The organism is Lachnoclostridium sp. An138 (genome assembly GCF_002160765.1).
GTDB classification, from domain to species: domain Bacteria; phylum Bacillota; class Clostridia; order Lachnospirales; family Lachnospiraceae; genus Laedolimicola; species Laedolimicola faecalis.
The window spans coordinates 14609-31516 of the sequence record NZ_NFLF01000017.1 but is presented as its reverse complement, the minus strand read 5'-3'; the positions used below and the strand labels follow the sequence as shown (position 1 = coordinate 31516).

Annotated in this window: 17 protein-coding genes; 14 read left to right on the top strand and 3 right to left on the bottom strand. The window is 51.3% G+C overall.

From position 1 onward, the window contains the following. Positions 1 to 78 precede the first annotated feature (78 nt). Together B5E82_RS13415 and B5E82_RS13410 are read right to left on the bottom strand one after the other, a co-directional pair. Positions 79 to 723, bottom strand: a complete 645-nt coding sequence (locus tag B5E82_RS13415) for an SdpI family protein (protein ID WP_087308071.1) — start codon at positions 721 to 723, stop codon at positions 79 to 81. Beyond that, on the bottom strand, positions 720 to 989 hold the full coding sequence (locus B5E82_RS13410; protein WP_087308070.1) for an autorepressor SdpR family transcription factor: 270 nt from the start codon (positions 987 to 989) through the stop codon (positions 720 to 722). Before B5E82_RS13410 ends, B5E82_RS13415 begins: the two co-directional genes overlap by 4 nt. A 258-nt stretch (positions 990 to 1247) precedes the next feature. On the opposite strand from B5E82_RS13410, the gene B5E82_RS13405 reads away from it, so the two are divergent. The 11 genes from B5E82_RS13405 to B5E82_RS13355 all read left to right on the top strand — a co-directional run bounded on the left by B5E82_RS13405 (position 1248) and on the right by B5E82_RS13355 (position 12049). Continuing rightward, positions 1248 to 2363, top strand: a complete 1116-nt coding sequence (locus B5E82_RS13405) for a M20/M25/M40 family metallo-hydrolase (RefSeq protein WP_087308069.1) — start codon at positions 1248 to 1250, stop codon at positions 2361 to 2363. Positions 2364 to 2508: 145 nt separating this feature from the next. Then, positions 2509 to 2820, top strand: a complete 312-nt coding sequence (trxA, locus tag B5E82_RS13400) for a thioredoxin (RefSeq protein ID WP_087308068.1) — start codon at positions 2509 to 2511, stop codon at positions 2818 to 2820. Between the two features lie 19 nt (positions 2821 to 2839). Further along, on the top strand, positions 2840 to 3712 hold the full coding sequence (locus B5E82_RS13395) for an NAD(P)/FAD-dependent oxidoreductase (protein ID WP_087308067.1): 873 nt from the start codon (positions 2840 to 2842) through the stop codon (positions 3710 to 3712). Between the two features lie 45 nt (positions 3713 to 3757). Beyond that, positions 3758 to 5269 (top strand): 4Fe-4S dicluster domain-containing protein, encoded by a 1512-nt coding sequence (locus B5E82_RS13390; protein WP_087308066.1) that lies wholly within the window; start codon positions 3758 to 3760, stop codon positions 5267 to 5269. Further along, entirely contained in the window at positions 5270 to 5818 is a 549-nt protein-coding gene (yfcE, locus tag B5E82_RS13385; RefSeq protein ID WP_087308065.1) for a phosphodiesterase, read from the top strand. Positions 5819 to 6064: 246 nt separating this feature from the next. Further along, entirely contained in the window at positions 6065 to 7270 is a 1206-nt protein-coding gene (locus tag B5E82_RS13380; RefSeq protein WP_087308064.1) for a C40 family peptidase, read from the top strand. A 291-nt stretch (positions 7271 to 7561) separates the two neighbouring features. Beyond that, complete coding sequence (locus B5E82_RS13375; RefSeq protein ID WP_087308063.1) at positions 7562 to 7936, top strand: GntR family transcriptional regulator; 375 nt, start codon at positions 7562 to 7564, stop codon at positions 7934 to 7936. Positions 7937 to 7938: 2 nt separating this feature from the next. Further along, positions 7939 to 8808, top strand: coding sequence for an ABC transporter ATP-binding protein (locus B5E82_RS13370; protein WP_087308062.1), 870 nt, complete (start codon positions 7939 to 7941; stop codon positions 8806 to 8808). After that, the gene (locus B5E82_RS13365; RefSeq protein ID WP_087308061.1) at positions 8805 to 9446 is read left to right on the top strand and encodes an ABC-2 transporter permease; all 642 of its coding nucleotides are present in this window, start codon (positions 8805 to 8807) and stop codon (positions 9444 to 9446) included. The genes B5E82_RS13370 and B5E82_RS13365 overlap by 4 nt, the downstream gene beginning before the upstream one ends. Positions 9447 to 9579: 133 nt before the next feature. Then, complete coding sequence (gene nox, locus B5E82_RS13360; protein WP_087308060.1) at positions 9580 to 10908, top strand: H2O-forming NADH oxidase; 1329 nt, start codon at positions 9580 to 9582, stop codon at positions 10906 to 10908. 223 nt (positions 10909 to 11131) lie between these two features. Continuing rightward, entirely contained in the window at positions 11132 to 12049 is a 918-nt protein-coding gene (locus B5E82_RS13355; RefSeq protein ID WP_087308059.1) for a M15 family metallopeptidase, read from the top strand. Between the two features lie 94 nt (positions 12050 to 12143). On the opposite strand, the gene B5E82_RS13350 is transcribed toward B5E82_RS13355, so the two are convergent. Beyond that, entirely contained in the window at positions 12144 to 13253 is a 1110-nt protein-coding gene (locus tag B5E82_RS13350; RefSeq protein ID WP_087308058.1) for a DUF362 domain-containing protein, read from the bottom strand. Between the two features lie 172 nt (positions 13254 to 13425). Here B5E82_RS13350 and cls point away from each other — a divergent pair, with 172 nt between their 5' ends. From cls to B5E82_RS13335, 3 genes are all read left to right on the top strand, one after another. Further along, the gene (gene cls / locus B5E82_RS13345; protein ID WP_087308057.1) at positions 13426 to 14961 is read left to right on the top strand and encodes a cardiolipin synthase; all 1536 of its coding nucleotides are present in this window, start codon (positions 13426 to 13428) and stop codon (positions 14959 to 14961) included. Positions 14962 to 15008: 47 nt separating this feature from the next. Next, entirely contained in the window at positions 15009 to 15422 is a 414-nt protein-coding gene (locus tag B5E82_RS13340) for a CBS domain-containing protein (protein ID WP_087308056.1), read from the top strand. An 84-nt stretch (positions 15423 to 15506) separates the two neighbouring features. Continuing rightward, entirely contained in the window at positions 15507 to 16901 is a 1395-nt protein-coding gene (locus B5E82_RS13335) for an acyl-CoA carboxylase subunit beta (RefSeq protein ID WP_087308055.1), read from the top strand. Positions 16902 to 16908: the final 7 nt, after the last annotated feature.

Here is a 16908-nt window from a genome sequence, read left to right as displayed (position 1 = left end):
ATTCATATCAATTCATCTATGGAGCAAGGGCTCCCTTTTTAGAGAGAATTTAGATAGGTGCCGGTGTGCAAATCCTGTTTAGGAATTTTTCTGGTTTTCTTTTCTGTAGACAAGCCAGGAGTAGACGAAAAGTCCCGCTACTCCGGCCAGAATGACTGCAAAGGAGACATTCATCATCCAGGGAAAACCTGTGACGCCGGCAGCGATCATGACAATGCCATAGATGCAGAATACAAAGGCGCCCATGGCATGTGTTTTTTTCCAGACATAAGGACTTTCCAGAGTCCAGGGCGTCTTGATGCCGAAGGTGTAGTTGGATCGGATCTGGGGCATATAGTTTCCAAGCACAAGGAACAAAAGACCAATGGCTATGGGAACAATGCGTCCTACGCTGACCGGCCATCCCATGGCCGCGGCGTTGGTTACCCAGACGAGGCCGATGAAGAGCAGCACGACAAAGACGCAGAAGATACGGTAGGCTTTTTCGTGCTTCTGATAACTCTGCTTTCTCGGGTCGATTCTGGGAATCAGGACAAAAAGACCTGTTATAATAAGCGGAACCGCGGCAATCATCAGAGAGACATATTTGCTGCCGTATCCATCGATTTCTCCGGCCGCGTTCCAGTGAATCGGAATTGTGTCGGGCATCTGCGGAAGCAGGATGAACTGTCCGATCAGAGACAGAAGAGACAGAACAAATAATATAAGATTCATTTTTTTCATTTCTTTTTTCCTCCTTCAGAAAAATCAAAGAACCATTTCATAAGCTCCTGAAATACAGTCATGTTCAGGCTGTATATGATATTCTGCCCATTCCGCTCGTCCAGTACAAGGCCGGCGGCTTTGAGTGTATTCAGATGGTGGCTGATGGATGGTTTCGAGATATCGAAGCAGCCGGCGATTTCCCCGGCCGTCATGTCCCGCTCTGCAAGAAGCTCCAGGATGCGCCGCCTGGTGGGATCAGAGAGGGCTTTGAAAGCATCATTCAAACAGCATTCCTCCTTTGTGGGGCGAAGCCGGCAGCGGCCAGATACTTCTGCGCCTTTTCCGGCTAAACATAAGATTGTTTTTGTAATTAGATATTTAGGTATATTTCTAATTATCTAAGAACAGAGTATCACGGAAAAGAAGAAATGTCAACAGAGAAAATGAGTGAGCGGGAAATCGTTTTGTGATATACTTTACTCCAGATAAAAGGACGCGGCGGAAGAGGTTTCCCTGCGTCTCCGAAAAAAGGAGAAAGAAAAATGAACACAGACAGACTGGTTAAGACATTTCAGGAGCTGGTATCCATTGATTCTCCATCCTTTGGAGAGAGAAAAATGGCGGATGAACTGACCGTACGCCTGAGAAAGCTGGGATTTACGGTTTCCGAGGACAGGGCTGGAGAATATTATGGAGGGACGGCCGGAAATCTCTATGCCTTCCGGAAGGGGAGCATTCCCGGAAAGCCCCTTCTTTTTTCCACCCATATGGACACAGTAGAACCTGCAGAGGGGAAAAAGGCGGTTCTTCACGGGGACGGACGGATCACCAGCGGCGGGGCGACGGTTCTGGGAGCAGACTGCATGGCTGGAACAGCGGCGCTTCTGGAGGCTGTGACGGAGTTGGAGGAAGAACAGGCAGACTGCAGGGCTCTGGAGATTCTGTTTTTCATTGGAGAGGAAAAGCATCTGAGGGGCAGCGCGGTTTTTGATTTTTCCTGTGTGCAGGCAGAAGAATCCTATATTCTGGATTTGAGCGGTCCTGCCGGAACGGCGGCCATACAGGCTCCGACACTGATTGATTTTGAAATCGTGGTGCATGGAAAGGCTGCCCATGCGGGCTTTGCGCCGGAACAGGGCGTTCATGCCATTAGAATCGCGGCAAACGCTGTGGCGCGGATGGATATGGGGAGAACCGGCGCGTCCATGACAGTCAATATCGGCCACATAGAAGGCGGTGTGAAGGCCACCAACATTGTTCCGGAACGCTGCAGCTTGAGGGGAGAAGTGCGGAGCTATTCCCATGAGCAGGCACTGGAAGAGATGAAAAAGATAGAAGGGATTTTTCAGGAGGAAGCCGAAAAGGCAGGGGGAAGCTGTGAGGTACAGTTTACAGTCCCGCTGCAGGCCTACCGGGTGCCGGAGACGCACTCCTGCGTGAAGCGTTTCCGGAGAGTCTGCGAAGAACTGGGACTGCCGGTGAGACTGGTGCCCACTTTTGGGGGCAGCGATCAGAGCAATCTGGCCCTTCACGGAGTGCAGGGACTTGTGCTGGCCAGCGCCATGGAGCAGGTACATTCCTGTGAAGAATATACGACGGTGTCAGGCCTGGAGACCGTGGCAGAGATCGTGAAGGGCCTGATGCAGGAACGGGCATAGGCTTTGTACTTTTTCAGAATCATGGGTATGTTCCGTAGATTTTTCAGAAAAAATATGGTAGAGTAAGGAACACAGGTTAGTGATTACTCAATAGGAAAGGGTATGAAAACGCAGGAAAAACGCGAGTGTGAAGGAGGAATTGGTTATGTCAGTGATAAAGATTACAGAGCAGAACTTTGAGGCAGAAGTGCTGAAATCGGACGTCCCGGTATTGGTGGATTTCTGGGCTGTATGGTGCGGACCCTGCCAGATGCAGGGGCCGATTGTGGATGAGCTGGCAGAAGAGGTGTCCGGGATCAAATTCGGAAAGCTGAATGTGGATGAAAATATGAGTCTGGCGCAGCAGTACCGTGTGGCGAGCATCCCGACCCTTCTGGTGTTCAAGAATGGGAAAATTGCGGCTTCCGCAGTGGGGCTTCAGTCCAAGGAAGGCCTGAAGAAACTGCTGGGAATCTAAAAATCCGGGAGCGGGGAAAATGGCAGGATATGATGTAATTATAGTGGGAAACGGGCCTGCGGGTCTGTCGGCCGCTCTATATACCAGCCGGGCGAACCTGAAGACATTGGTTATCGGAAAGGATCAGGGAGCTCTGGCGAAGGCGGAGCGGATTGAGAATTATTTTGGCATGGCGGAGCCGGTGTCAGGCTGCGAGCTTGTGGAGAATACCAAGCAGCAGGCAAAAAGTCTGGGGGCCGCTCTGGTGACGGATGAGATTTTTCATATTTCCTGGAATCAGGGCTTTGTGCTGGAGGGACGGGAAGGAACCTATCAGGCCGTATCGGTGCTTCTGGCCACGGGAAGTTCCCGGAAAAAAGCAGACATCAAGGGACTGGCTGAGCTGGAAGGCCGCGGCGTCAGCTACTGCGCCATCTGCGACGCTTTTTTCTTCCGGGGACGGAAGGTGGCGGTCCTGGGAAATGAAGAGTATGCAGTCCATGAGCTTGGCCAGCTTCTTCCGGTGGCTGGTTCCGCGGTTCTGCTGACAAATGGGAAGGAGCTTTTGGCCAGTGCCCCGGAGGGCGTACCGGTCATTACAAAAAAGATAACGTCGGTAAATGGAGAAGAAGAGGTTGCGGGAGTGACCTTTGAGGATGGCAGCAGCCTGGAGCTTGACGGCCTTTTTGTGGCGCTTGGAAGCGCCGGAGCGGTGGATCTGGCCAGGAAGATCGGGGCTTTGACAGACGGGCGTAGCATACAGACTGACGAGAATATGGCGACGAATGTGCCGGGACTTTATGCGGCAGGAGACTGCACCGGAGGCCTTCTGCAGATTTCCACAGCAGTGGGAGAGGGAGCAAAGGCAGCCATGAGCATGATTAAATTTGTAAGGCAGCAAAAAAAGGGCTGATTATGACGGAAGAAGCAGGAAACTGCGGACGAAAAGGAGAAGTTTATGAGAGGGATTTACACCAATATTGTTGAGATCCGGCAGAAGGTTTTTACAGAGGTGGCGCGGCTGGCCTATGAGGGCGGCGATTATTCGCGGATCATAAACCTGCCGTATAAGATTATCCCCGGCGAAGTGGCGACCTACCGGGAAAGCGTATTTCTGGAAAGGGCGATTGTGGAGGAACGGCTCCGTCTGGCCATCGGTCTTCCTCTGCGGAAGATGACAGAGCACGCGCCGGTATCACAGGGCATTGAGGAGAGCGCAATCGCGGAAAAATATTACGATCCGCCACTGGTGAATATTATTAAATTTGCCTGCCATGCCTGCCCGGAAAATGAGGTGCGGGTGACAGATTCCTGCCAGGGCTGCCTGGCTCATCCCTGTAAGGAAGTCTGCCCCAAAGACGCGATTTCCATAGTGAATGGGAAGTCTGTCATCGATCCGGAAAAATGCATCCGGTGCGGACGCTGCATTTCGGCCTGCCCCTATGGCGCGATCATGAAGCTGGAACGCCCCTGCGCGAAGGCATGCGGTGTGGATGCCATCCGCACGGATGAGCTGGGAAGGGCGGACATTGACTATAATAAATGCGTTTCCTGCGGCATGTGTCTGGTGAACTGCCCGTTCGGGGCCATTGCGGACAAGAGCCAGATTTTCCAGACGATTCACGCCATTAAGAGCGAGACTCCGGTTTACGCGGCGCTGGCCCCTGCTTTTGTGGGACAGTGGGGCAAAGATCTGCCGCCGGAGAAGGTGCGCGAGGCGTTTAAGATGCTGGGCTTTGAGGATGTGATTGAGGTGGCTGTGGGAGCGGATCTCTGTACGATTGAGGAAGCCCACGATTTTATGGAGGAGGTGCCGGACAAGCTGCCGTTTATGGGAACCTCCTGCTGCCCTGCCTGGTCGGAGATGGCGAAGATGCTGTATCCGGAATATGCGAAATGTATCTCTATGGCGCTGACGCCCATGGTGCTGACCGGCCGCCTGATCAAGAAAAAGCATCCGGGATGCAAGGTGGTCTTTATAGGGCCCTGCTCGGCCAAGAAGCTGGAGGCAAGCCGGGCCGATATCCGGAGCGACGTGGATTTTGTGCTGACCTTCGAGGAGGTCATGGGCATGTTTGAAGCAAAGGAGATCGATTTCACGCAGATCACGGGAGCTGATAATCTCTCCGGCTCCAGCGCGGATGGCCGTGGTTTCGCGGTCAGCGGCGGCGTGGCGAACGCCGTAGTGAACTGTATCAGGGAGCTGGACCCGGAGAGGGAGGTTAAGGTGGTGAACGCCGAGGGCCTGCGGGAATGCAGGGCCATGCTGGATGAGGCGAAAAAGGGAACCTACGACGGTTATCTTCTGGAAGGCATGGGATGTCCCGGAGGCTGTGTGGGCGGCGCAGGTATCCTGCAGAGTCCCACCAAGGCCAAAGGACAGGTAAAGCTGATTATGAAGAAGGCCAAAAATAAAGGCGTTCTTTCCAGCGATTACAAAGATATACTGAAGAGTCTGGAGGAAGAGTAAATGAAACTGATGATTGCATCCGATATCCACGGTTCTGCGTATTACTGCAGAAAGCTTCTGGAGGCTTATGACAGAGAAGGGGCGGACAAGCTTCTTCTGCTGGGAGATGTGCTGTACCACGGACCGCGCAACGATCTGCCGGAGGAATACGCGCCCAAGGAAGTGATTGCCATGCTGAATCCCAGAAAGCAGGAAATCCTGTGCGTCCGCGGCAATTGTGACACGGAAGTGGATCAGATGGTGCTGGAATTTCCGATTATGGCGGAATACTGTATTCTCTATCTGAATGATCGGATGATTTTTGCCACGCACGGCCATGTGTTCAACGAGCAGAATCTGCCGATGCTGAAGAAAGGGGATATCCTGCTTCACGGCCACACCCATGTGCCGGTGTGCCATGAGACGGAAAACTATACCTATCTCAATCCCGGTTCCGTATCCATTCCCAAGGAGAACAGCTGGCACGGATACATGATTTTGGAGAACGGGAAATTTGTGTGGAAGGATCTGGATGGCGAAGTGAAAAAGGAATTCTGCCCGGAGAAGTAAAGAACGGGAGAATCTGCAGAGCAGAAGGGGCCCCGCCAGGAAAATAGGAACGCCGTATTTTCCTGGCGGGGCCGTGTACTTCCTGCACATTTTGAGAAGAAAGGAATAACATGGATAAAATGCCGGGAATTTCCGCAGTCTGGTTCACATAAATGTGCAAAATACCTTGAAAAATGACAAAAGAACAGATATAATGAAAATAACTTTGGGAAAAAAACTGTGATTTGAAGCGGAGAGAAAAAATATATGCGTAAATTTGTTAAAATAAGCCGCCGTGTGCTTGCGGCGGTGCTTGCGGCCAGTATGTGCTTTTCCCTGCAGGCCTTTGCCACAGAGTCAGAGATTAAGCAGCAGCAGAAGGAGACGCAGAAGCAGCTGGATGCCATCAATCAGGAGATGAAGTCCATCGAGAGCCAGAGAGACAGTATTCTGGCGGAGATTGATTCCCTGAATTCAGATCTTGTGGATGTGGTGCTGAATATGGAACTTCTGGACGCGGATCTGGCGGCGAAGGAAGAGGAGTTAAATCAGGCTCAGGCCGATTATGACGCAGCCAAGCAGAAGGAAGAAGAGCAGTATGAGGCTATGAAGCTTCGAATCCAGTACATATACGAGGAAGGCGATATGGATTATCTGACGCTTTTCCTGGAAGCCGACAGTTTTGCGGATTTTCTGAACCGGGCGGATTTCGCGCGGGAGATTCAGACCAAGGACCGGCAGATGCTGGAGGAATATCAGGCTACAAAGGCTGAGGTAGAAGAGCTGATGGATCAGCTGGAGCAGGAGAAGACGGATATGGAAGCCCTGGAAGCCGAGTATGAGGAGCAGAAGGCATCTATGGAAGCGACCCTTGCTCAGAAGCAGGCAGAAGAAGCTGATTATGAGACACAGCTTGCCAATGCCCAGGCACAGGCATCCTCCTATAAGAAAAAACTTCAGGAACAGCAGAGCCAGTTAAAGAAGCTGGAGGCAGAGCGCCTTGCAAAGGAGAAAGCGGCGGCAGCCCAGGAGACCGCTTCCGTAAGCACAGGCTCATCCTCCTCGGGCAGCAGTTCCGGTTCATCCGGTTCCAGCTCGTCCGGTTCCAGCGTTTCCGTTTCCGGCGGAAGCTCTACGGGTTCAGCCATTGCCAGCTATGCTCTTCAATTTGTGGGAAATCCCTATGTGAGCGGAGGGACAAGCCTGACAAACGGCGCGGACTGCTCTGGTTTTACCCAGTCTGTGTTCAAGCATTTCGGCATTTCGATCCCGAGAACTTCGGATGCTCAGGGACGCGCGGGACGTGAAGTCAGCTATTCGGAGGCTCAGGCCGGGGATATCATTTATTACGGCGGCCATGTGGCGATCTATCTTGGCGGCGGACGTATCGTTCACGCCAGCACAGCGAAGACCGGTATCAAGACCGGCACGGCTACTTACCGGACGATTCTGTCAGTGCGCAGATATTATTAACGGATACTGCCGCGGGGAAAACGGTAAAACAATAAAACGAGACAGCAAAATCAGCTGTAATCTGTCAAAGAAGGATGTTCCGGGGTCAGCAAGGCCCGGCGGGACATCCTTTTTCTGATGCTGAAGATCCCGGCGGCGGAACCGGGCAGCCTGCTTTTCATTGAATTCTTAAGATTTCAGAAAACTACTTGACTATATTATATATATATGATATATACAATATATAAAATATATCAGCCGTATGGATGGTATATGGAACCCTTATATGCGCAGAATGAGGAAGAGGTACTTATGAATATTATTATCAGCAATTCAAGCGGCAAACCAATCTATGAGCAGATTACCGCCCAGATTAAGGGGATGATTATGAATGGGGCGTTAAAGCCCGGAGATCCGCTGCCATCCATGCGCCTTTTGGCGAAAGAGCTGCGTATCAGCGTCATTACTACCAAGAGGGCTTATGAAGAACTGGAGCGGGACGGATTTATCTCCACAATCGTAGGAAAGGGCAGTTTTGTCCGGGAAGCAGACCGGGAGTTTGTCCGGGAAGAAAAGCTCAAAGCCGTGGAAAACCATCTGCAGGCAGCCGTGGAGGAGGCAAGGCAGTGCGGGATGGAAAAAGAGGAAGTCGTTGAGATTTTGAATATGTTGTTTGAGGAGATATGATTATGGAATATGCCATTGAGGTACAGGGATTAACGAAACATTATCCGGGATTTACGCTGGACCATGTAAGCTTTTCAGTGCCGGCCGGGAGCATTGTGGGTTTTATCGGAGAAAACGGAGCCGGAAAGAGTACAACCATTAAGGCTCTGCTGCGTCTGATCCGGCCAGAGGAAGGGGAGATAAGCCTTCTGGGAAAGAAGGATGGCGCAGCCTTCCGGGAGATCAAAGAGCAGATAGGGGCAGCCTTCGATGAGAGCTATTTTCCGGATAATCTGCGGATAAAGGACGTAGACCGGATTATGAGAAGTATTTTCAAAACCTGGGAAAGCGATAAATTTTTGTCCTACTGCCGGCGTTTTGAACTGCCGGGAAAGAAAACAGTCAAGGAGTTCTCCAGAGGCATGAAGATGAAACTTTCCATCGCGGCGGCCCTGTCCCACCAGACAAAGCTTCTGATTCTTGATGAGGCGACCAGCGGTCTGGACCCGGTGGTGCGCAGCGAGATTCTTGACATTTTTCAGGAATTCATTCAGGAAGAGGATCATACGGTTTTCCTTTCCTCTCATATTACGAGCGATATTGAGCGGATCGCAGACTACATTCTTCTGATCCACAAAGGGAGGATTCTTCTGTTTGAGGATAAAGACACGCTTCTTTACGAATATGGCATCGTGCGCTGTACCCGGGAACAGGCGGACCGTCTTGATCAGAAGCAGGTTGTGGGAAGGCGCGAGAATCAGTTTGAGACAGAGGTGCTGGTCAAAAATGTCCGGGAGCTGCAGGAAAAGCCGGGGCTTGTGGTAGACCGGGCCTCCCTGGAAGATATTCTTTTATTTACCGTAAAAAATGGAATGGAGGAAAAAAGAAGATGAAAGGACTTTTGGTAAAAGATCTCTGCAACCTGCGGCAGGTGGCAAGACAGTCTCTGATTGTAGTGGCGGTGCTGGCTGCATGGTGCTTTTTCCTGGGAGATTCTCAGCTGTTTTCCATGATGTCGATCATCTACAGCCTGATGCTTTTGTTTACGGCTGTGAGCTATGATGAGATGGCGCAGTTTAACAAATACGCGCTTACCCTGCCCGTGACAAGAAAGGATCTGGTCCGCAGCAAATATGTCCTGATGCTCTTTCTGTTCCTGGCCGGAATCGTGACTGGTCTTGTGGGAAAAGCAGTGCTGGGAATCCTGATCGGCGACGCGGGAAGCGTCTCTCTGGCAGAGCAGGGTTTCTCACTCCTGTCTGTGGCCTGCATCTATCTGCTGGCCTTTGACATTTTTCTGCCGGTGATCTTTCGGCTGGGTATTGAGAAAGCAAGGCTCTTTCTGGCCCTGATCTTTGTGGTGGTTTCCGGCGTGCTTTTTGGGGCCGTGACGCTGGTGAGAAACAGCGGCATTGAGATTACATCCGGGATGGTCTTTGCCGCGGTGGGAGCGGGCGCAGCGCTGACGGCGGCAGGCCTTCTGATATCCTATTTCCTGTCCCTTCGAGTGATGCAGAAGAAGGAATGGTAGGCGGAAAAAGTCCGCAGAATAAAATTGATAAAAAAATAACAAAAAACTATTGCATCTTTTCCTGATCCCGTATATAATAACATATGAAAATAATAACTATTATTAATACTGAGACACAGGAGGAAAACATTTTATGAAGACGGTTATTATCGGTGCAAATCATGCGGGAATCGCTGCGGCAAATACACTTCTGGACAATTATCCGGATCAGAAGGTTGTCATGATCGACCGTAATACAAATCTGAGCTATCTGGGCTGCGGAACCGCGCTCTGGGTGGGACGTCAGATTGATTCCTATGAGAACCTGTTTTATACAAATAAAGAAGCCTTTGAAGCCAAGGGCGCACAGATCTATATGGAGACTTCCGTGGCGCGGATTGATTTTGAGAAGAAGATCGTGTACTGCGAGAAGAAGGATGGCAGCGCCTTTGAAGAAAGCTATGATAAGCTGATTCTGGCGACGGGCTCTCTGCCGATTTCTCCGAATCTGCCTGGAAAGGATCTGAAGGGCATCAGCTTCCTGAAGCTGTTCCAGGAAGGACAGGAGGTAGACCGTCAGATCAGTGATCCGGCTGTGAAGCGGGTGGCGGTAGTCGGATCAGGCTATATCGGCGTGGAGATTGCAGAGGCCGCGAAACGCCGCGGCAAGGATGTGCTGCTTTTTGATGTAGCTCCCTGCTCCCTTGCCAGCTATTATGATACCTGGTTTACAGATGATATGGACAAAAATCTGCAGGACCATGGAATCGAGACACATTTCTGCGAGCGCGCCACTGCTTATAAGGGAACGGAGCGCGTAGAGGCGATTGTGACAGACAAGGGAGAGTATCCGGTAGACATGGTGATCAATGCCATTGGCTTTATCCCGAATACAGAGCTTGGAAGAGAGCATCTGCAGTGCCTGGCAAATGGCGCTTATCATGTGGACAATCACCAGCAGACCAGCGATCCGGATGTCTACGCGGTAGGTGACTGCGCTTCCATCTACTCCAACGCGCTCCGGGCGGAGACTTACATTGCTCTGGCTACCAACGCGGTGCGCAGCGGTATTGTGGCGGGCCACAATGTGGGCGGAACAAAGCTTGACGCCATCGGCGTACAGGGCTCCAACGGCATTTCCATCTTTGGATACAACATGGTGTCTACGGGTCTGTCTGTAAGGGCTGCGGAGAAGAACGGCATGAAGGTAAAATATTCTGATTTCGAGGATCTGCAGAGACCGGGCTTTATGAAGGAGAACGCAAAGGTTAAGATCCGCCTGGTATATGAGGAGGACAGCCGCCGGCTGGTGGGAGCGCAGATGGCGTCCACAGAGGATATTTCCATGGGAATCCATGTGTTCTCTCTGGCCATCGAAGAGGGCGTGACCATCGACAAGCTGAAGCTTCTGGATATCTTCTTCCTGCCGCACTTTAATCAGCCTTATAACTACATTACCATGGCTGCTCTGAAGGCGGAGTAATTCTGATAAAAAGGGAAAACCGGACCGGGAAACCCGGATTCCATATTTTACTGAGAACTTCAGAAAAAATTAAGAAAATGTTCAGAAAAGAGTCTGGCTTATCAGGCTCTTTTCTTTTATACTGTTAGCGTCGGTGTATCGGGGCAGGGGTGTCTGTCCGGAAACCGGCGTACCGGCACGAAAAGCCCAGGAGGAAAGGACAAGGAGAGGAAGCAAAAGAGTTATGACCAGACGGCAGAAAAAAAGGATGCTGGCACTGACAGGCAGCCTGACCGCCGTGATCTGTGTGGGAATGCTGATAGGAACCGTATACGCACAGACCATGGAACAGGAACAGCAGGAGGAAGGCGGAGTACAGGAGATTGTACTGCCGGACGTACTGGAAGAGGAAACAGCTGAACATACAGAAGAGACTTTGACAGAAGAGACAGAGGAAGAAAAAGAAAAAGAGGAACAGGAAGAACATCTGCCGGAAGACTGGAATCTGATTCTGGTGAACCGGACCCACCCCATCCCGGAGGATTATGAGGTGGAGCTGAAAAACATCGGAAGCGGGCACCAGATAGACGCAAGAGCTTATGATGATTTCAGGGCCATGATTCAGGCGGCGAAGAGCGAAGGAGTCTATATCTATGTAACCTCTTCCTACCGGGATCTGGACAAGCAGACGGATCTGTATAATAAAAAGGTAGAGTCTTATGTGATGCAGGGCTATTCCTATGAAAGCGCAAAAGAGCAGGCGGGACAGGTAGTAGCCGTCCCGGGCACCAGTGAGCATCATCTGGGTCTGGCGCTTGATCTGGTATCCTCTGAATACCGGAAGCTGGACGAAAAGCAGGAAAATACAAAGGGCTTTAAGTGGCTGACAGAACATTCCTGGGAATATGGTTTTATCCTCCGTTATCCCAACGGGGAGACGGATATCACGGGAATCATCTACGAACCCTGGCATTTCCGCTATGTGGGACTGGAGGCTGCGAAGGAGATTACAGAGTCCGGTCTGACCCTTGAGGAGTATGTGGGCGCAAGACCGGTATCGGAAGGCCTGGCTGCGTTGGAAGAGCAGGAGCAGACAGCGCGAAGGCAGCAGGGAGAGAACCTGTATACGAAAGACAGTACAGAAAGTACATCTGACAGATAAAGACAGACAAACAAAAACCCGCTTTGGAACTGGAATATTCCGAAGCGGGTTTTTGCGCGGCGCGTCCGGCGCGCAGATGTACGGCCGGGAGAAGTTATTTGACCTCTATTAGTTCATATTCGTCGTTTCCAAGGCCGATCTTCTTGGCATGTTCAATGGCGGATTTCCAATCGGTGTCCGGTGATACGGCGCCGAAGTGGTCCCGGTCATGGTGGACAGATTCTCCGAGGATGCTGTTCCGGATGGCGGGCTGGCGGTTCACTGCGTCTGCGCAGGCCACATCAAGGGCAACCGGGTCGAAGGAGGCGAACATTCCTACGTCCGGCACGATAGCGGCGTCGTTCTCCGCATGGCAGTCGCAGAAGGGAGATACGTCGATGACCAGACTGATATGGAAAGACGGGCGGCCGTCTACCACAGCCTTGGTATATTCGGCGATTTTCCGGTTCATGATATCGCAGGCTTCGTCCTGGGCGGGTGTCACGGCGTCTTTGGGACAGACACCGATGCAGCGGCCGCAGCCCACGCATTTATTCTGGTCAATGGATGCCTTGTGATCTGTGATGTGAGGCGCGTCATGGGCGCAGATGCGCACACAGGCTCCGCAGCCGATACAGTCTTCAGTTTTTACATAAGGTTTTCCGGCGCTGTGCATTTCCATCTTTCCGGCCCGGGAGCCGCAGCCCATGCCGAGGTTTTTCAGGGCGCCTCCAAAACCAGCCATTTCATGCCCCTTGAAATGAGTCAGGGAGATCACGATGTCCGCGTCCATGACAGCGCGGCCGATTTTGGCTTCCTTTACGTATTCTCCGCCTTTCACGGGTACAGCCACATCGTCAGTGCCTTTCAGGCCGTCCGCAATTAGTATGTGGCAGCCTGTGGAGAACGGTGAGAAGCCATTCAGATAAGCAGACTCGATATGGTCAAGAGCGTTCTTCCTTCCGCCCACATAAAGGGTGTTGCAGTCTGTGAGAAAAGGCTTTCCGCCCAGACTCTTTACCACGTCTGCTACGGTTTTCGCGTAATTGGGACGGAGATAGGCCAGATTGCCGGGCTCTCCGAAATGAATTTTAATGGCGGCGTATCTGCCGTTGAAGTCGATGGTCTCAATGCCGGCCCTGCGGATCAGGCGCTCCAGCTTTTTCTGCAGGCTGTCACCGTTGTGCACCCGCAGGTTCGTAAAATACACTTTTGATGGTTCCATAGAGAACATTTCCTCCGTTTTCATAGATTTTCAGAAAAACTGCTTTTTCAGTCTATCACGGATAAGCAGAATATTCCAGATCATTTCTTAAATTTTCGTGAAAAAAGGAGGGGCGGCTTGGAAATAAAACAAAAATATGTTAGGATAGACGGGGTGAAGGTGAGGAGTGCATATGAAAAAAATATTGAAAACAATACTGCAGAACCGTCTTGTGGCCTTTGGCCTGATTCTGGCTGTGGAGCTCGGGTGGCTTCTGGTCTTTGTGACAGAGCTGGCGAAGTATTCCACAGTGATTTCCATTATTTTTACAATCCTGAGTCTTCTGGCAGTTCTGTGGATTATCAACCGGGATGACAATCCGGCTTACAAGATGGCCTGGATCATTCTGATCATGACAGTCCCGCTGATTGGCGGTCTCTTCTATCTGGCGGTAGGACATAAGCAGCCGTCCAGAAGAATGCGCCGGAAGATGGAAGCGGAACGTCTCCGCACAGACAAGGAGCTGAGACAGGACCCCAAGGTAATGGAGGCGGTACGTGCCTGCGACCGGCGGGTGGAAGGACAGGCATATTACATTTCCAATACGGGAGGCTATCCGGTCTATGGGAACACCTCAGCCCGCTATTATCAGGTGGGAGAGGAACTGTACCGGGATCTTCTGGAGGAACTGAAAAAAGCAGAGCATTTCATTTTTATGGAATTTTTTATCGTCGGCGAAGGAAAGATGTGGGGAAGCATTCGGGAGATTCTGGAGGAAAAAGCGAAGGCCGGCGTGGATGTGCGCTTTATGTATGACGACCTTGGCAGTGTGTCTCTGCTTCCCGGAGGCTATGACCGCCAGCTGGAAGCGGCAGGCATCAAGAGCATTGCGTTCAATCCCTTCGTTCCCTTCTGGTCTCTGGTGATGAACAACCGGGATCACAGGAAGATAGCGGTTATCGACGGCCACACAGCCTTCAGCGGAGGCGTGAATCTGGCGGATGAATATATCAATGAAAAAATGCGTTTCGGCCACTGGAAGGATACGGGCTTTATGCTGAAGGGAGAAGCTGTCTGGAACTACACGGTTATGTTCCTGCGCATGTGGAATTCCATGCGCCATACAGATGTCTCCTACGATCCGTACCGGCCGTCTGTATGGCATCCGGAGCCTTTTGAAGGAGAGGGCTTTGTGCAGCCCTATGGAGACTCGCCTCTGGACGATGAGATCCTGGCTGAAAATGTGTACCTGGATATTCTGAATCAGGCGAGAGATTATGTCTACATCTTTACGCCGTACCTGATTGTGGATCATGAGATGCAGTCGGCGCTCTGCCTGGCGGCCAAGAGAGGCGTGGACGTCCGGATTGTGACCCCGGGCATCCCGGATAAGAAAATGGTATTCCAGCTGACGCGTTCCTATTATCCGGTGCTTTTGAAGGCCGGCGTGAGAATTTTCGAATATACGCCGGGCTTTCTTCATGCGAAGTCCTATGTCTGCGACGATGAAATCGCGGTGGTAGGAACGATTAACATGGATTACCGGAGCCTGTACCTGCATTTTGAATGCGGCACCTATTTTTACCGGAATCCGATTGTGGCAGATGTGAAGAGAGACAGCCTGAATACGATGGAGAAGAGCAGAGAGATTACGCTGAAAGATACGCGGCAGGGATTTTTCGGCAGTCTGTTCTGCGCGGTTCTGCGGGTTTTCTCGCCTCTTTTGTAGCGCTGCCATATAAGCAAATATATGTATTGGAGGAATGAATTTTAATTATGAACGTTTTGTTTTTTCTGAAGCCAAAAGGAGATCTTGCCTATGTATATGACGACTGCTCGCTCCGGCAGGGACTGGAAAAGCTGGAACGCAGCGGTTTTACCGCAATTCCCATGATTAACCGGGAAGGGAAATACATAGGAACGATTACGGAAGGAGATTTTCTGTGGTCGCTGAAGAACAAGTTTCTGCTGGACTTGAAAATGGCAGAGGATGTGCCGATCCAGTCTGTGCGCAGGAGGATGCGGTTTGAGCCGATTTCCATTGATTCTAATATGGAGGATCTGGTGACCAAGGCCATGAACCAGAACTTCGTTCCGGTGATAGATGACAAGGGAATTTTTATCGGAATTGTAACCCGTAAGGACATTATCGAATTCTGTTATAAAGAGTATATTCGAAAAGAAAATTGACTTGATTCATTGCGCAAATGTTGCTAAAATGGTATCTGATGTGATTTGGTTTTAATTTAAACAAAAATATATGGAGGGCTGAAAATGAGTGGTACAGCACTAAGCCCGGCAGGCAGAAGAATTGCAGAGCTGCTTGACGGGAACAGTTTTGTGGAAATCGGCGGTCAGGTGACAGCCAGAAACACGGACTTTAATCTGCAAGAAACCGACACTCCTTCGGACGGCGTTATCACCGGCTACGGAGTGATCGATGGAAATCTGGTTTATGTGTACAGCCAGGACGCCTCCGTACTGAACGGAACCCTTGGCGAGATGCATGCAAAGAAGATTGTGCGTCTGTATGAGATGGCCTGTAAGATGGGAGCGCCGGTGATTGGTCTGATTGACTGCGCGGGTATCCGTCTTCAGGAAGGCGTGGACGCGCTGAACGGCTTTGGAGAGCTCTATCTCCAGCAGACCCTTGCGTCCGGCGTGGTGCCGCAGATCACCGCGGTTTTTGGAACCTGCGGCGGCGGACTTGCAGTCGTTCCGGGACTTTCTGATTTTACTTTTATGGAGGAGAAAGACGCGAAGCTCTTTGTGAATTCTCCCAATGCGATTGCCGGGAACAGAAAGGAGAAATGTGACAGCTCCTCCGCGAAGTTCCAGGCTGAGGAGGCAGGCACTGTAGACATGATCGGAAGCGAGAGCGATATTCTGGCGCAGATCCGCCGTCTTATAACCTGGCTTCCGGCAAACAACGAAGATGACGCTTCCTATGAGGAGTGCACAGATGATCTGAACCGCGTATGCGCGGATCTGGACAGCGTACAGTATTCCGCTCCTTACATACTTTCCAGCATTTCTGATGGAAATGCGTTTTTTGAGACAAAGGCGGCCTATGCGAAGGATATGGTCACTGGCTTTATCCGTCTGAACGGCATGACTGTGGGCGCTGTGGCCAATGGGGAGAAAGAACTTACCGCCAGAGGAGCCCAGAAGGCTGCTGACTTTGTGAATTTCTGCGACGCGTTCAATATTCCGGTTCTTACCATTACAAATGTAACGGGCTACAAGGCTTCCCTGTGCTCCGAGCGCAATCTGGCGAAGGCGGCAGCCCGGCTTACTTACGCGTTTGCGAACGCGACTGTTCCCAAGGTGAATGTGATTGCCGGCGAGGCGTTCGGAAGCGCCTATGTGGCTATGAACAGCAAGGGAATCGGAGCGGATCTGGTATTCGCGTGGAAGAACGCGAAGATCGGCATGATGGACGCAAAGATGGCTGTCAAGGTTATGTATGCGGACGCGGATGCTGAAACGCAGAACGAGAAAGCAAAAGAGTATGCTGCTCTTCAGGACAGTGTGGAAGCTGCTGCGAGACGGGGCTATGTGGACGCGGTGATTGACGCTGCTGACACAAGAAAGCAGGTGATCGGCGCGTTTGAGATGCTGTTTACCAAGAGAGAGAGCCGTCCGGACAAAAAGCATGGAACTGTCTAGGAGGGGT

Bases quoted from the DNA above. Each gene is read 5' to 3' on its own strand.
- B5E82_RS13375 (WP_087308063.1), top strand. From the start codon at position 7,562: ATGAATATTATTATCAGCAATTCAAGCGGCAAACCAATCTATGAGCAG.
- B5E82_RS13395 (WP_087308067.1), top strand. From the start codon at position 2,840: ATGGCAGGATATGATGTAATTATAGTGGGAAACGGGCCTGCGGGTCTG.
- B5E82_RS13335 (WP_087308055.1), top strand. From the start codon at position 15,507: ATGAGTGGTACAGCACTAAGCCCGGCAGGCAGAAGAATTGCAGAGCTG.
- B5E82_RS13405 (WP_087308069.1), top strand. From the start codon at position 1,248: ATGAACACAGACAGACTGGTTAAGACATTTCAGGAGCTGGTATCCATT.
- B5E82_RS13415 (WP_087308071.1), bottom strand. From the start codon at position 723: ATGAAAAAAATGAATCTTATATTATTTGTTCTGTCTCTTCTGTCTCTG.
- B5E82_RS13355 (WP_087308059.1), top strand. From the start codon at position 11,132: ATGACCAGACGGCAGAAAAAAAGGATGCTGGCACTGACAGGCAGCCTG.
- B5E82_RS13340 (WP_087308056.1), top strand. From the start codon at position 15,009: ATGAACGTTTTGTTTTTTCTGAAGCCAAAAGGAGATCTTGCCTATGTA.
- B5E82_RS13365 (WP_087308061.1), top strand. From the start codon at position 8,805: ATGAAAGGACTTTTGGTAAAAGATCTCTGCAACCTGCGGCAGGTGGCA.
- nox (WP_087308060.1), top strand. From the start codon at position 9,580: ATGAAGACGGTTATTATCGGTGCAAATCATGCGGGAATCGCTGCGGCA.
- yfcE (WP_087308065.1), top strand. From the start codon at position 5,270: ATGAAACTGATGATTGCATCCGATATCCACGGTTCTGCGTATTACTGC.
- B5E82_RS13350 (WP_087308058.1), bottom strand. From the start codon at position 13,253: ATGGAACCATCAAAAGTGTATTTTACGAACCTGCGGGTGCACAACGGT.
- B5E82_RS13370 (WP_087308062.1), top strand. From the start codon at position 7,939: ATGGAATATGCCATTGAGGTACAGGGATTAACGAAACATTATCCGGGA.
- trxA (WP_087308068.1), top strand. From the start codon at position 2,509: ATGTCAGTGATAAAGATTACAGAGCAGAACTTTGAGGCAGAAGTGCTG.
- B5E82_RS13390 (WP_087308066.1), top strand. From the start codon at position 3,758: ATGAGAGGGATTTACACCAATATTGTTGAGATCCGGCAGAAGGTTTTT.
- cls (WP_087308057.1), top strand. From the start codon at position 13,426: ATGAAAAAAATATTGAAAACAATACTGCAGAACCGTCTTGTGGCCTTT.
- B5E82_RS13380 (WP_087308064.1), top strand. From the start codon at position 6,065: ATGCGTAAATTTGTTAAAATAAGCCGCCGTGTGCTTGCGGCGGTGCTT.